At 36.8% G+C, this 13,533-nt stretch carries 15 protein-coding genes; 6 read left to right on the forward strand and 9 right to left on the reverse strand.

From position 1 onward, the window contains the following. Window positions 1-267 (forward strand): GAF domain-containing protein (locus tag I2F23_RS12665; protein WP_195772949.1); only part of this gene is annotated, 267 nt, incomplete at its 5' end. 42 nt (window positions 268-309) lie between these two features. Here I2F23_RS12665 and I2F23_RS12670 read toward each other — a convergent pair. The 3 genes from I2F23_RS12670 to dcm form a co-directional block, all read right to left on the reverse strand. Further along, a complete protein-coding gene (locus I2F23_RS12670; RefSeq protein ID WP_195772950.1) occupies window positions 310-1,674 on the reverse strand; it encodes an MATE family efflux transporter in 1,365 nt (454 codons plus the stop codon). A 78-nt stretch (window positions 1,675-1,752) separates the two neighbouring features. After that, a complete protein-coding gene (locus I2F23_RS12675) occupies window positions 1,753-2,910 on the reverse strand; it encodes a methionine aminotransferase (protein WP_195772951.1) in 1,158 nt (385 codons plus the stop codon). A gap of 264 nt (window positions 2,911-3,174) precedes the next feature. Beyond that, window positions 3,175-4,137 carry a DNA cytosine methyltransferase gene (gene dcm, locus I2F23_RS12680; protein ID WP_195772952.1) on the reverse strand — a complete coding sequence of 321 codons (963 nt, stop codon included), beginning with the start codon at window positions 4,135-4,137 and terminating at the stop codon, window positions 3,175-3,177. 70 nt (window positions 4,138-4,207) lie between these two features. Here dcm and I2F23_RS12685 point away from each other — a divergent pair, with 70 nt between their 5' ends. After that, complete coding sequence (locus tag I2F23_RS12685; protein WP_211140229.1) at window positions 4,208-5,422, forward strand: restriction endonuclease; 1,215 nt, start codon at window positions 4,208-4,210, stop codon at window positions 5,420-5,422. On the opposite strand, the gene I2F23_RS12690 is transcribed toward I2F23_RS12685, so the two are convergent. The 4 genes from I2F23_RS12690 to I2F23_RS12705 form a co-directional block, all read right to left on the reverse strand. Then, window positions 5,386-5,550: a hypothetical protein gene (locus I2F23_RS12690; protein ID WP_195772962.1), complete on the reverse strand. Its 165-nt coding sequence runs from the start codon at window positions 5,548-5,550 to the stop codon at window positions 5,386-5,388. The two genes, I2F23_RS12685 and I2F23_RS12690, sit on opposite strands and share 37 nt — an antisense overlap. Window positions 5,551-5,651: 101 nt before the next feature. Then, window positions 5,652-6,953 carry a DUF445 domain-containing protein gene (locus I2F23_RS12695; protein WP_195772953.1) on the reverse strand — a complete coding sequence of 434 codons (1,302 nt, stop codon included), beginning with the start codon at window positions 6,951-6,953 and terminating at the stop codon, window positions 5,652-5,654. A 16-nt stretch (window positions 6,954-6,969) separates the two neighbouring features. Then, complete coding sequence (locus tag I2F23_RS12700) at window positions 6,970-7,545, reverse strand: CC0125/CC1285 family lipoprotein (protein ID WP_407648029.1); 576 nt, start codon at window positions 7,543-7,545, stop codon at window positions 6,970-6,972. A 42-nt stretch (window positions 7,546-7,587) separates the two neighbouring features. Next, window positions 7,588-8,127, reverse strand: a complete 540-nt coding sequence (locus I2F23_RS12705) for a DUF924 family protein (RefSeq protein WP_195772955.1) — start codon at window positions 8,125-8,127, stop codon at window positions 7,588-7,590. Window positions 8,128-8,336: 209 nt separating this feature from the next. Between I2F23_RS12705 and gshA the strand changes: the two genes are divergently transcribed. The 4 genes from gshA to parE are packed head-to-tail and all read left to right on the forward strand — an operon-like array spanning window position 8,337 to window position 12,961. After that, a complete protein-coding gene (gene gshA, locus I2F23_RS12710) occupies window positions 8,337-9,914 on the forward strand; it encodes a glutamate--cysteine ligase (RefSeq protein ID WP_195772956.1) in 1,578 nt (525 codons plus the stop codon). Window positions 9,915-9,936: 22 nt separating this feature from the next. Beyond that, complete coding sequence (locus tag I2F23_RS12715; RefSeq protein ID WP_195772957.1) at window positions 9,937-10,428, forward strand: disulfide bond formation protein B; 492 nt, start codon at window positions 9,937-9,939, stop codon at window positions 10,426-10,428. Between the two features lie 37 nt (window positions 10,429-10,465). Next, window positions 10,466-11,077 carry a YqiA/YcfP family alpha/beta fold hydrolase gene (locus tag I2F23_RS12720; RefSeq protein ID WP_195772958.1) on the forward strand — a complete coding sequence of 204 codons (612 nt, stop codon included), beginning with the start codon at window positions 10,466-10,468 and terminating at the stop codon, window positions 11,075-11,077. A gap of 3 nt (window positions 11,078-11,080) precedes the next feature. Next, complete coding sequence (parE, locus tag I2F23_RS12725) at window positions 11,081-12,961, forward strand: DNA topoisomerase IV subunit B (RefSeq protein WP_195772959.1); 1,881 nt, start codon at window positions 11,081-11,083, stop codon at window positions 12,959-12,961. Window positions 12,962-12,998: 37 nt separating this feature from the next. Here parE and I2F23_RS12730 read toward each other — a convergent pair whose 3' ends face one another. Continuing rightward, window positions 12,999-13,244 (reverse strand): putative hemolysin, encoded by a 246-nt coding sequence (locus I2F23_RS12730; protein WP_195772960.1) that lies wholly within the window; start codon window positions 13,242-13,244, stop codon window positions 12,999-13,001. A 111-nt stretch (window positions 13,245-13,355) separates the two neighbouring features. Further along, window positions 13,356-13,533, reverse strand: a 178-nt coding sequence (locus I2F23_RS12735; RefSeq protein WP_195771363.1) for a transposase, incomplete at its 5' end; no start/stop codon positions are given.

Below are 13,533 nucleotides of genomic sequence, written 5' to 3' on the forward strand. Positions count from 1 at the left end.
GGACCTATTGCATGTACACGTATTGCAAAAGGTCGTGGTGTTTGTGGAGATGCATGGGAACAGTCAAAAGTACTTATTGTTCCAGATGTAGATGCTTACCCAGGACATATTGCATGTAGTTCACATTCAAAATCTGAAATTGTTTTACCAATTTTAAGAAATGGAACATGCTTGGGTGTATTAGATATAGACAGTAGTGCGTTAAATACATTTGATGAAATTGATGCACAATATTTACAAGAAGTAATTGACGCCATTCGGTTTTAAAGTCTTAAGAGGTATACCTGTAAAAGTATACCTTCTACTCAACTAAACCAATTTACGAATGGCTTTTTTCTTCCAAACAAACTGATAATAAGAAAACTGAAAAATACTTAGACTGACAAAAGAAAGTGCATACGCAAACCAAATGCCCTGTAACCCGCAAAAGTGGCTGAACAGATATGCACACGGTACCTCTATAATAAAGATGGTTGCAATATTAATAAGCATAGGTGGTGTAACTGTACCTGATGCACGCATAATTGATGCAAACACTGCATTGGTTCCTAAAAATAAGATAGCCCATAAAATAGTAAAAAGAAGTTTTTGGCCTAAAGCAACAACGTTGGGATCTGTGATAAAAAGCGTCATTAAATGACGAGAAAATAAATAAGCAAGTGTGACCAATGACCCTGTAATAGCTAAATTCATAAAAAGTGCTGTTTTGGTGACTTTTGACAAAAGCTCTGCTTTTCCTGCACCAATGGCTTGTGCGGCAAATATAGATGCTGCAATTGCAATTGAGAAAGCCGGAAATTGAATATAGTTAATGACTTGGTTTAATGCACCATAAGCCGCCGTTGCATCTGCACCAAAAGAGTTTACAAGACGAATGACCACTAGTCCGGCAATAGATGCTGTAATCATTTGAATACCTGTGGGTACCCCTAATTTTAAAATAGTTTTACTGAGTTGAGCGTGATGTTTTACTTCTTTAAGGAGTGCTTTATTGGGACGAAGAGGATGTTGTTTTTTATTTAAATAGAATGCTAGAAATAAAAGGACTGCAAAGTTTCCAACAATTGAGGCGATTGCAGGAGAAATAATGCCCAATTGGGGTAATCCTAAATAACCTTTAATTAGCGCAGGTGTAATAAATAGGCCAAGTAGGCTGGTCATCGCAAGTGATACCAAGGGTGTGATGCTATCTCCTACACCCCGTAAGAGTGATGTATAAACAATATATAAAAACAGTAAGGGACTACCAATCAGCATACTACGTATATAAGGTTCAGCCAGATGTGATACATCGGGTGCAACTCCAAGCACGCGTAAAAGTGGGTGTGTAAACGTCAGGCCTAGTATTGCAATAATTATACCCGAGATCACAGTCATGAAAATAGTTGAGCCTACGGCACGACGAACAGTTTCTAAATTACCAGCCCCCCATGCTTGACCCACTAAAATACTGGCACCTGCAGAAAGCCCAATCATAAATGCTAAAAGACAAAATAGAATTGGAAAAAAAACAGCAACCGCAGCAACAGCATGTACACCAAGTAATTGACCGACAAAAATTGTATTAATGGTCATGGACAAGTTTTGTAAAATATTGGTTGCGATCAGTGGAAGCAAAAATAAGAAAAATGATTTCCAGAGCTTTTGGCCAGTTACCAAAGGGCTTTGCTGCATAAAACTGACCTATTGACTAAAGGGTATAATTTTAAGACTTCTGTGTGTGTTGGTACAGCTTTGCTTTGTAATAGGTGCTTATTTTATTTTCTCTAGAATGTGAATGGCTTGGTCTAATGTAGTCTGTTTCTTTGCAAAGCATAGACGGACAAGTCTTGAAGATTGTGGGGGCACTTTATAAAATGCAGACAAAGGAATAGTCACAATTTTATATTCATGTGCAAGATATTGGCACATCTCATAGTCAGATAAATCCGGTCTAATGGAACTATAATCGAGTAACTGAAAATAAGTTCCTTGGGTAGGTTTTAGTTTAAAAGAGGTTTCCTTTAGACCATTGATAAAGTAATCGCGTTTATTCTGATAAAAAGAAGCAAGGTTTTCGATATGCTTAGGGCAATGTTCGATAAACTGACTAAGTGCGACTTGTACAGGTGATACACCACAGAAACACGCAAATTGATAAACTTGTCGAAATTGCTGCATTAAATGAGATGAACCAACGCAGTAGCCAGTTTTCCATCCTGTCACATGGAAGGTTTTTCCAAAAGAACCAACCACTAAACTTCTATTGCGTAGTGACTCAAAAGAAAAAGCACTATAGTGACGTTGTTTATCGAAAATAATATGTTCGTATACCTCATCTGACAGCACAATAATCTGGGTGTCTTGAATAAGTTCGATAAGTGTTTGCCAATCTTCCTTTGACCAAATCGCACCAGTTGGATTATGCGGTGTATTGACAATAATCATGCGTGTTTTTGAGGTAATGGTATCTTTTACTTGTTGCCAATCTACATGGAAATCTGGAGACTTGAGTGATATATGCTTGGCAACTCCTTGTGCCAACTGAATGGCTGGCCCATAACTGTCATAACTTGGATCGAATACAATAACTTCGTCGCCAGCATGAACAAACGCTTGTATAGCACTATGTAAAGCAATGGTTGCGCCTGCTGTGACTGTAATCTCTGAGATTGGATCTAAATGAACCTGATCTCGATGGTGAAAAATCTGAGCGACTTGCTCACGAAGTTTAAGAAGACCATCTCCTGAGGGGTATTGGTTATGCCCATCTAAGGTCGCTTTTGCGAGATATTCTAAAAGTTGTGGAGGTGCAGCAAAATCTGGAAAGCCTTGTGATACATTTAAAGCATTTAGACGTTGTGCTAACGCAGACATTACAGAAAAGATGGTTGTGTCTTGCTGTGGCAGTTTGGGTTCAGGTATATGCATGATTTTGCCTAAATGCTATTGTTATATTTAGAATGGTTTTCCTACATCATGCAGTATATTTTTCTGTACGTCATCCATGACATAATAAAAATATAATCTAACTATAAAAGATAATCGACCAATGCACGAATAACATCAAGGATTAAACCAATAAATGCACCTACAATGACGCCGTTTACACGAATCGTATAGGAAAACAATTTTACGATTTATACAGTCAACAACTCTCAAAGCTTACAGGTGTCTGTAATTTTTACTTGATGCTCATGACTCTATTTGAATCGCTTTTTTAATTGCTAAAGCAATTCTTTCTATAACAGGAACTACAACGCTATTGCCTGCCTGCTTGTAAAGATTTGCATTACTTATACTGGTCGGTAAAGTAAAATTTTTAGGAAATCCTTGAAAATTAAAACATTCTCTAGGGGTTAATTTTCTAATAGTGTCTGTTTTACCTTGAACATTTAATAAAGGCACATTATGTCCACCTGTGCCCATGTTTGCCGTTAATGTTGGACATATATTACTTTTGTTTGCTCGAACGTATTGACGTCTCCATTGGTAAAGCGTCTTTGAGTCTTTAATATCTTCAACCAGTTGATTGAAGAAAGGGGTTTTTTCTGTGTAGAAATACTTTTGATCTATCACTTTTTCATCTTCTAATAAGTCATTAATAGATGTGCTAAGTGGAATTGGAGTTGGAAAATTAAATTTGTTGTATGTTTCAATGTTCTTAAAACAAACAATGTAAATACGCTCACGATTTTGAGGTATATTTCCATATTCACTAGCGTTTAATACTTTATATTTGATATGATAACCATGATTTTTAAGACTTTCGAGAATAACTTTAAAAGTATTTCCATGATCATGACCAACGAGATTTTTTACATTTTCTAATAAAATTATTGATGGCTTTTTTTTGCTAAAAATTCTTTCTAACTCGAAATATAAGTTTCCTCTACCTTTCTCATCATCAAAGCCTTGTCTATAACCTGCTACTGAAAAAGCTTGGCATGGAAATCCAGCAAGCATAATATCAAAATCAGGAATTTCAGAAGTTTTTACTTCATTGATATCTCTATGGTCGATAGAAAAATTAAAATTTGCTCGCAAAGTAGCGACAGCAAATTTATCAATTTCATTTGCGTAAATTGTTTTAAATCCAGCTTGATCGAATCCTAAATCAATACCACCAACACCTGCGAAAAAAGACGCACATTTCATACTATTTAATAGAACACAGTTTCAAGAAGCTTAAATTTTAGAGTTTTATGTATAAAAATGCAGCCACTAAATGAGTTATTTTGATATATATAGGGATATCAGAAGCTTAATTGGTTGCAAAATGTTTGTTTTTAATCCAACAGTAGAAGGTATGTTCATTTATCGCCAATATTTGGCAGCTATAGCACAACTCTCAAATTTATTTAGTGATAACGCTGCTCCTTATTTGGATTATCGTTCAGCTGAAAACATTTTTTGTAAGGCATTTGATGCTGATAATTTATCTCGAACGGATACAGCATTTGATGCAAAAATTGATCATTTAGGTATTGGGATTAAAACCTTTATATGTAAAGGAACTTCTAAAAAAGAAAAAGTTGCTGAATTTAATGCTATTTCTTCTGATTTAAAAATACTTTCGGGTTTAGAGTTGGCTATAAAAGTTTCTGAATATAGAAATCAACGTATAGATTCTGCCTATTCTACATATGCCTTAAAAGATTCTGTTTATCATCTGATTACACGCAGAGATGGTCGCTTACTTATTTTTGAAACATTATATGAGCGTGTCGATATTAAAAATATTACCGTAACTAAAGATACCACTAAGACTGTTGAGTTCAATGATGGTAAGAACTTTTATTCTTTTAATTTTTCAAAAAGTACGCTTTTCAAACAATTTGATTTTCCAACAGATAATAAAAAAATTCTAGATATCCCCATAGCAATTTTAGAGGATCCGTATAGTTTTATTTTAGGAAAAGGAGATGTTTATACTGCTGTTAAGCCTATTAATCATGCAGTAAAAGAGTTGGAGCCTGCAAAAGATTATATTGTTATCCCATTATATATTCCTAAAGATGAAAAAAGCGTTCCTTTAGCAAGTGGTTTAAACTTATGGAATGCAGCAGGTAGACCAAGAGACTCGGGGGAAATGGAGTTGCGTCTAAATAAGAAATTACGTGACACCTATACAGATAATCAATTTTTTCCACCTAAAGATCAGACTTTTAATTTAAAAGTGCCTGATGGAAGTGTTATGAGAGCAAAAGTTTGTCAACAAGATTGCAAAGCTTTAATGACTAATCCTAATAAAGATATTTCAACATGGTTGCTTAGAACTGTTTTATTGCTAAAAGAAAGAGAGCTGTTGACTTATGAGCATTTAGAAAAACTAGGAATAGACAGTGTTATTGTGACTAAGGTAAATGAAGAAAACTACACGATAGATAAAGCGCTTTTGGGAAGTTATGAGGCGTATTTGGAAAGTTGTATGACACGGTAGTTGATGTGTGTAGCAAAATCTGGAAAGCCTTGTGATACATTTAAAGCATTTAGACGTTGTGCTAACGCAGACATTACAGAAAAGATGGTTGTGCCTTGCTGTGGCAGTTTGGGTTCAGGTAGATGCATGATTTTGCCTAAATGCTATTGTTATATTTAGAATGGTTTTCCTACATCATGCAGTATATTTTTCTGTAGGTCATCCATGACATAATCAAAATATAATCTAACTATAAAAGATAATCGACCAATGCACGAATAACACCAAGGATTAAACCAATAAATGCACCTACAATGACGCCGTTTACACGAATCATATGTAGATCACCACCAACGGAGTTTTCAATTTTGGCAATCATTTCCGTAGAGTCCCACTCATGAATACGCTGACTAATAAAACGAATGACTTTATCGCTATATTGGTCACTAAAATAGGTGGCAAGCGTAATAAGCCGAGTATTAAGTAATTGTCGAACCTCTTTATTTTCGGCAAGGTTTTTACCTACAAGTTCAATCGCTGCACGCATATTCATGGCAATACCAGAGTTTTCTTTCAGTAAATCCTCTTTAATGGCATTAAACAAAATAACCACAGCACCAGTCATAAAATTAAGGACGTGAGGGTTTTCTAATAATGCATTTTTGCCTGAATTTAAACGCATACTTACCGCACTTTCATCGTTTTTAAGTTCACCAATGAGTGACTGTCCATAGTCTTCTATGTGTTGTCGCCATGGATGTTCTGGATCTTTTAGTATTTCCTCAAGTTTGTGCATGAAACTGTCAACAGTACGTTGCTCCATATCAATGCCAAGCCAACTTACGCCTTTAGAAAGTTTTAAAATTCCCATTTCTTTAAAAATACGAGTGACAATATCACGGGTTTTTTCAGGGTATTTAAGTACCCACTCATGTGAATAATCTAAAGCACGTTGTAATACATCCTGATGAAAATCATTGTCTAAAATAGAGTGAAGCATCTCACTGGCAAGACGATTAATTTTAGTATTCTGAATCCACTGCACACTGTTATTTTGAATGAATTGAGCAATTTGTTCTTGCTCTACAAAATCGAATACTTTAGGGAGGGTTTGTTGTACAACTTGGGTGACCTGTGTACTGTTATTTGGATTCTCTAACCATTGTCCAATACTTAAGGTGAGGTCAGTTTTACTTAGACTTTTTTCTACAATTTGAGGTGATAAAAAGTTTTCCTGTACAAACCTACCCATAGATTCGGCAATACGTGCTTTATTTCGAGGAATAATTTCCGTATGGTCTCTTAGAAAATGTGGAATAGGAATTTTCCCAAAAGGATTCCGAAATAAGACCGTAACTGCATACCAGTCTGCAAAGCCACCGACCACACCAGCTTCGGCAGCAAGCATGAGAATATGTATCCACCATGCATATTCTGGAAAGAGTTTTGCAGCAACCATGAAGACAATCCAAACCAAAATGGCAGTTACAAGTGCCATGGTGGCCAGTCTTTGACTACGTTTTAAATGAGTAGAAGTTGTGGTTGTCTCCATAGGCGTATCCTCTTATTTATTCTGGTGGTGCGTGGCGTTGTGGTGGCTGAATGGGCGGTAAGACCTGACCATTAGGGGCAACACCATATTTTGCACCAAGGGATTGTAAAATAAGTCCTGCATTAAATGCATCTTTTGGGGTGTTTTCAGGCTCTTTATAACATTCAATCGTATATGAAACCTCGGTCGGATCAAGATTAACAACTTCAGGAAATTCATTCCAAGGACCATAACCAAAACCTGGACCTGGTCTGTAAAAACCGTAGGGACCTCCAAACATTGGAGGTGGAGCAGGGTAAACTACGGTTTGTCTTGGTGGCTGATTACGGTTACTAGGATCATTTAAGACTTTAAACGCACCAAAACCGTTTTGAACAGCAATTTGAGCTGCTTTTAGAAGCGTAATTTCTTGTGCTGTGCCATAGCTCATATTAGGACTAGTTTTAAAGCTCACACGGAAAGTACTTTGATTCAGTGGATAACTCGAAAAATGTCCCAACTGGTCAAAGGTGCGTGGTTTTTCAAATGTTGTCATACAACCTGAGAGGCTTACGGTTATGGCTAAAACCAAACATGGAAAGGTTTTTTTAATCATCTTTATACTCCAAACGATAGTGGTTGACCACGCACGATTTTAAAAGTGGCTGTCTGGTTCAGTCAGAAATTGAATTTCTTCTGCAGTCGATGAACGGCCTAAGATTTGATTTCGATGTGGGTATCTTCCAAATCGATCGATAATCACTTTATGCTTATGCTCAAACGCTAAATTGAGTGGATTCCCCAATGCCTCAAATAAGCGTACAGCATGCATGTGGATAACTTCTGACTCACTGTGCATAAATGGCATATATAGAAATGAACGTGCCTCACTTGAGAGTGCTTCATCTACTCTTAAAGAAATCGCTTCTTGCGCCAGCGCAAGTGCAAGTGCATCTTGAGCAAATGCTTGAGGCCGATCTCTAAAAATATTTCTAGAGAACTGATCAAGAATAATAATTTCTGCCAAACGCCCTTCAGCGGTGGTTCTCCATGACCATAACTCAGCTTGTGATGCTTGATGATGAATTTTTTGGAATTGATCTGCAATTTTTTGATCAAATTGTGTATCTTTTACAAACCATAGTGGTTTGTGTTCAGTATTAAACCAAAAATCTAAAATAGTATCTTTGTTCATAGCAGACCCAATGAAATGGTGTATATTTTTATTCGATCATGAATGTAGATCTTGATATTGTATAGTTTTACGATTTAAATATGATTTAGACGTATGTTGTCCTTCAAAAACTACACGAAATTGGCATGATTTTACGTAGTATTTTGTGGTATTCATGCAATATAAACAACGAAACAAATAGACAGCGAAAAATTAAAGTGAGGAATACTATGAGTCAACCCAAAGCAAGTTCTCATTCTATAGTGCCAGCTTGGGTAGACGCATCAATGCTTCAGGGAACTTTACGTGGTATCGAGCGTGAAAGCCTGCGTATGCAAAGTGATGGCTATCTTTCAAAAAAACCACATCCTCAAAGTCTCGGTTCTGCGTTAACACATCCTCATATTACGACTGACTATTCTGAGGCATTGATGGAGTTTATTACACCTCCTGAGCCTTCTATTGAAAAAGTATTGGCCTATCTAAAAGATCTTCATTGTATTGCACATCAAAATTTGCCTGAGGGTGAAAAACTCTGGCCGATGTCTATGCCGTGCATGTTAGATGAAGATGAAGAAAATATTCCATTTGCACAATATGGCAGTTCAAATATAGGACAATTTAAAACCTTATATCGAAAAGGCTTAGCCATACGATATGGGCGTAGAATGCAAACCATCTCTGGCGTACATTATAATATATCTTTTCCAGATGAATTATTTAAACAATTACAAGCACATGAAACAGATCCAGCGCTTCAAGCATTGAGTTTACAAGATTACAAGAGCAGTCGTTATTTTGGTCTGATTCGTAATTTTATACGTTTGACACCAATTGTTATTTTTTTACTTGGTGCTAGTCCTACTGTGTGTGGTAGTTTTTTAATTGGGCAAAACCATCATCTACAACCATTAGTTGCAGGTTCATTACATTTACCATACGCCACAGCACTGCGCATGGGGAAACATGGTTATCAAAACTCTGCACAGAAAAAATTAGGAATTCATTACAATAATTTAACAGGATACTTAGAGGGTATTCAGCAAGCGGTTAAAAAGCCATATGCGCCTTTTTCTAAGTTAGGTTTAGATGATGAGTATGGTGAACCTCTTCAAATTAATGATCATACATTACAAATAGAAAATGAGTACTACAGTCTTATTCGTCCAAAGCAAACACCAAAAGGGAATGAAACACCATCACAGGCATTGGAAAATCGAGGCGTTGCTTATGTTGAGTTACGTGCAGTCGATGTAGACCCGTATAGTCCTATTGGTATTGAGGCCAATAGTGCTGCATTTCTTGAACTGATCGCGTTATATTGTTTACTCCTTGATAGTCCTGAGATTTCAGAAGATGAACAAACACGTATAGAGCAGAATCAAAGTAAAATTGTAGAGCAAGGACGTGCTGAAAATTTAATGTTAGATATGGAACAAGGTTCAATTTCTGCAATAGATTGGCTATATGAGCACTTAACTGCTATGCAACCTTTGGCAAATTTATTCGATCAAGATTTAAATAAGCCTTTGTACAAACCAGCCTTAAATGACATGTTGTTGCGCATTCAAACACCAGAAAAAACGCCATCAGCTCAAGTGATTGAAGACATGAAAATTCATGGTGGAACACGTCGTTTTGGCGGTCACTTGGCAACACAGCATGCTAAAATATATGACACACATCAAATTACAGCCGAGAAACAGCAATATTTTGACAAACTTGTTACTATCTCTCAGCAAGATCAGTTGGCTTTAGAGCAAGCCTCAACTGAAACTTTTAAAGAATATTTGAATAAGTTTCGCTAATAGCAGAGTGAGAAAGTAAAGCGTGAAAGTAAGCTATCGTCTCGTGAATGGATTACTGGTTTTAGCCAGTATTATAGGAATGTCTTTTGCACTTTATTTAGAGCATGTAAAGCACTTACAGCCATGTCCTTTATGTATTTTTCAACGTGTAGGACTCATTGCAACGGGCGTAGTTGCCTTAATTGCATTTTTACACCATCCTAAAAGTAATATAATGAAGCGCATTTATGCGTTGCTTGCCAGTTTAGGTGTTATTTGGTCGACTGGTGTTGCTGCAAGACATATTTGGATACAGCATTTACCTGCGGATCAAGTGCCAAGTTGTGGCCCTGGTTTGAACTATTTAATTGACGTTTTTCCAATGAAAGATGTACTTGCACAAGTGTTCACCGGTTCAGGTGAGTGTGCCAAAATTGATTGGACATTATTTGGTTTTTCATTGCCTGAGTTATCTATTGTATTTTTTGCCTGTTTAACCATTCTTTGTTTTTGGCAAATGTTCCGTAAACTTTAAAGTAAGAACCACCTTTGAGGTGGTTTTTTTATTTATTATGTATCATATTTTTTATTTACATGGCTTTAAAAGCCAAGCCAACTCTGTAAAAGGTACACTTTTACAAAGATATTGCAAGACAGCATATCCTCATATACAAGTACATTTACCCGATCTCAATTTTCCTCCACAACTTGTTATTGAACAGATCAAAAAACAAATTGATGCAAAATATAAACGAGAGCATATTTGTTTTGTTGGCAGTAGCTTAGGTGGTTTTTATGCAACTTATTTGGCACACCATTATGATTGTTCAGGTGTTTTAATTAACCCAGTCATCCGTCCATGGCAACTCTTTGAGACGCATATTGGATTAGATCAATTGCCTTATGAAGTCACACCAAACTGGTCATTAACGCTTAAAGATATTCAGTCATTGAAACAATATGATACTACCGATGTTCCAGACCTAAGCAAACTGTTGGTGTTACTGCAACAAGGCGATGCAACTTTGGATTATAAGGCAACACAAGATTATTATGGTGAGCGCAAAATTTCTAGTATGATAATGACAGAATGCGGTGGCAATCATGTCATGGATAATTTTGCTGAAAAGATTCCCATGCTACTCGTATTTTTGTTGCAACACCTCTCATTAAGGAATATATAAAACGTGTCACAATATACAGCCCAATCCCTAGAAGTCTTATCTGGTTTAGATCCTGTTCGTCGTCGTCCGGGTATGTATACAGACACAACACGCCCAAACCATTTAGCACAAGAAGTTATTGATAATGCAGTAGATGAGGCACTTGCAGGGCATGCAAATAAAGTTACTGTAACAGTATATAAAGATGGCTCGCTGTCTGTACAAGATAATGGACGTGGGATGCCTGTAGATATTCATCCAGAATATGGTCAAAGTGGTATAGAAATTATTCTTACTAAGCTTCATGCTGGTGGAAAATTTAGTACGGATAACTATCAGTTTTCAGGTGGTTTACATGGTGTAGGAATTTCAGTAGTAAATGCATTATCTACACGTGTAGAGGTAGAAGTTCAGCGTCAAGGCGCTTTATATAAAATGGCTTTCGAACATGGCGAGCCTGTTGCAGCGCTTGAAGTCTTGGAAGGGAAGGCACCCAAACGTGCATCTGGTACACGTGTCCATTTTTGGCCAGAAGCAAAATATTTTGATAGTCCCAAATTTGCACTCAAAGCACTAAAACATAATTTAAAAGCAAAAGCAGTGTTGGCTGCTGGTTTACAAATTATTTATATTGATGAAATTAATAACGAAAAAATAGAGTGGCAGTTTGAAAATGGTCTTGTCGATTATCTGATGGATGAGGTTCAAGATCGTGAAATTTTGCCAACTCCTGTGTTTGTGACACAAGGTGATGCAGAACGTGCAAGTTGTGAGTTTGCATTATGTTGGAATGTCGATGGTGGCGAACAAGTTCAAGAAAGCTATGTAAACCTTATTCCAACAGCGCAAGGTGGAACACATGTAAATGGCTTGCGTTCAGGTATAACTGAAGCACTACGTGAATTTTGTGAATTAAGAAATCTTTTACCGAGAAATCTAAAGCTCTCTGCAGAAGATGTATGGGACGGTGTAAACTATATTCTTTCCTTAAAATTTCAAGAACCACAATTTTCAGGACAAACGAAAGAGCGTCTTTCAAGTCGCGAGGCATCAGGCATTGTTTTAAATATTGCAAAAGATGCATTTACCTTATGGTTAAATCAGAACTCAGAAGTTGCTATACAGCTTGCAGAAATTGTTATTGCAAAAGCAGGTCGTCGTTTAAAAGCTGCCAAAAAAGTACAGCGTAAAAAAATTGTATCGGGGCCAGCATTACCTGGAAAGCTTGCAGACTGTGTGGGACAGACTCGAGAAGAAAGTGAATTGTTTATTGTCGAAGGTGATTCTGCAGGTGGCAGTGCAAAGCAAGCACGCGATAAGAATTTTCAGGCAGTTATGCCAATTCGAGGAAAAATCTTAAATACGTGGGAAGTGGCTTCAGATGAAGTTTTAGCCTCACAAGAAGTTCATGATATTGCAATTGCGATTGGTGTTGATCCGGGAAGTGACGATTTATCTGAATTGCGTTACGGCCGAATTTGTATCTTGGCTGATGCCGACTCTGATGGATTGCATATCGCAACGTTATTGTGTGCATTATTTGTGAAGCACTTTACGACGTTGGTCGAGGCAGGCCATTTATATGTGGCAATGCCACCACTGTTTCGTATAGATGATGGAAAAGATGTACATTATGCGCTTGATGAAAATGAGCTAAATGCAACACTTAGCCGTACCAAAACAAAGAATCCGCAAATTACTCGATTTAAAGGATTAGGCGAGATGAACGCCAGTCAGCTTCGAGAAACGACAATGGACCCTGATACGCGTCGTTTGGTGCAATTAGATTTAGATGATGCTCAATTTACAGCAGGTTTGTTAGACAAGCTACTTGCTAAAAAACGCTCACCAGATCGTAAACAATGGTTGGAACAAAAAGGTAATCTTGCTGACATTACAGCTTAATCATAAAAAACGGCATAAAATGCCGTTTTTTTTATCGTTAGCGATGGTTTTCGCGGTAAAGATCCCACTCGTTCTTTTCTACACCATTTGGTAATTTACAGTTAAAACTGACATTGCCATAAGCATCTTTGAGTTGTTTAAGTTTACCCTGTTGTTCGACACAGTATTCACTTGCAGGATTGGCCATACCTATACGTTGTTTCTTGTGTAAGGATGGCAGGCTATTACATGCACTAAGCGAAATACCTATACAGATAACACCAAATACTAATAATTTTTTCATCGTCAAATATCTACTTTATACTTATAAAAAATATAACTGATCTATGCAGATCAAACTGTAAATTTTCTAAAGCATGCGTTTATAAAACTGTATAAAATATAGTCAAACAATCTAATTACTCATACAAAAATGAAAAAACATCTGAAAGAGTCGATCAATACAATCCTCTTGCCATTCTTTTCTCTTTTTCTTAATCCATGCCCAAGTCTTTTCAATAGAATTCAAATCAGGGCTATAAGGCGGTAACCATAAAATCTGATGCCCATGATGTTCTAGTAACTCCTGTGTG

The sequence above is a fragment of the Acinetobacter pollinis genome, assembly GCF_015627175.1.
GTDB lineage: Bacteria > Pseudomonadota > Gammaproteobacteria > Pseudomonadales > Moraxellaceae > Acinetobacter > Acinetobacter pollinis.

Coding starts and splice junctions, on each gene's coding strand:
- I2F23_RS12670 (WP_195772950.1), bottom strand. CDS start 1,674: ATGCAGCAAAGCCCTTTGGTAACTGGCCAAAAGCTCTGGAAATCATTT.
- I2F23_RS12675 (WP_195772951.1), bottom strand. CDS start 2,910: ATGCATATACCTGAACCCAAACTGCCACAGCAAGACACAACCATCTTT.
- dcm (WP_195772952.1), bottom strand. CDS start 4,137: ATGAAATGTGCGTCTTTTTTCGCAGGTGTTGGTGGTATTGATTTAGGA.
- I2F23_RS12685 (WP_211140229.1), top strand. CDS start 4,208: ATGAGTTATTTTGATATATATAGGGATATCAGAAGCTTAATTGGTTGC.
- I2F23_RS12690 (WP_195772962.1), bottom strand. CDS start 5,550: ATGCATCTACCTGAACCCAAACTGCCACAGCAAGGCACAACCATCTTT.
- I2F23_RS12695 (WP_195772953.1), bottom strand. CDS start 6,953: ATGGAGACAACCACAACTTCTACTCATTTAAAACGTAGTCAAAGACTG.
- I2F23_RS12705 (WP_195772955.1), bottom strand. CDS start 8,127: ATGAACAAAGATACTATTTTAGATTTTTGGTTTAATACTGAACACAAA.
- gshA (WP_195772956.1), top strand. CDS start 8,337: ATGAGTCAACCCAAAGCAAGTTCTCATTCTATAGTGCCAGCTTGGGTA.
- I2F23_RS12720 (WP_195772958.1), top strand. CDS start 10,466: ATGTATCATATTTTTTATTTACATGGCTTTAAAAGCCAAGCCAACTCT.
- I2F23_RS12730 (WP_195772960.1), bottom strand. CDS start 13,244: ATGAAAAAATTATTAGTATTTGGTGTTATCTGTATAGGTATTTCGCTT.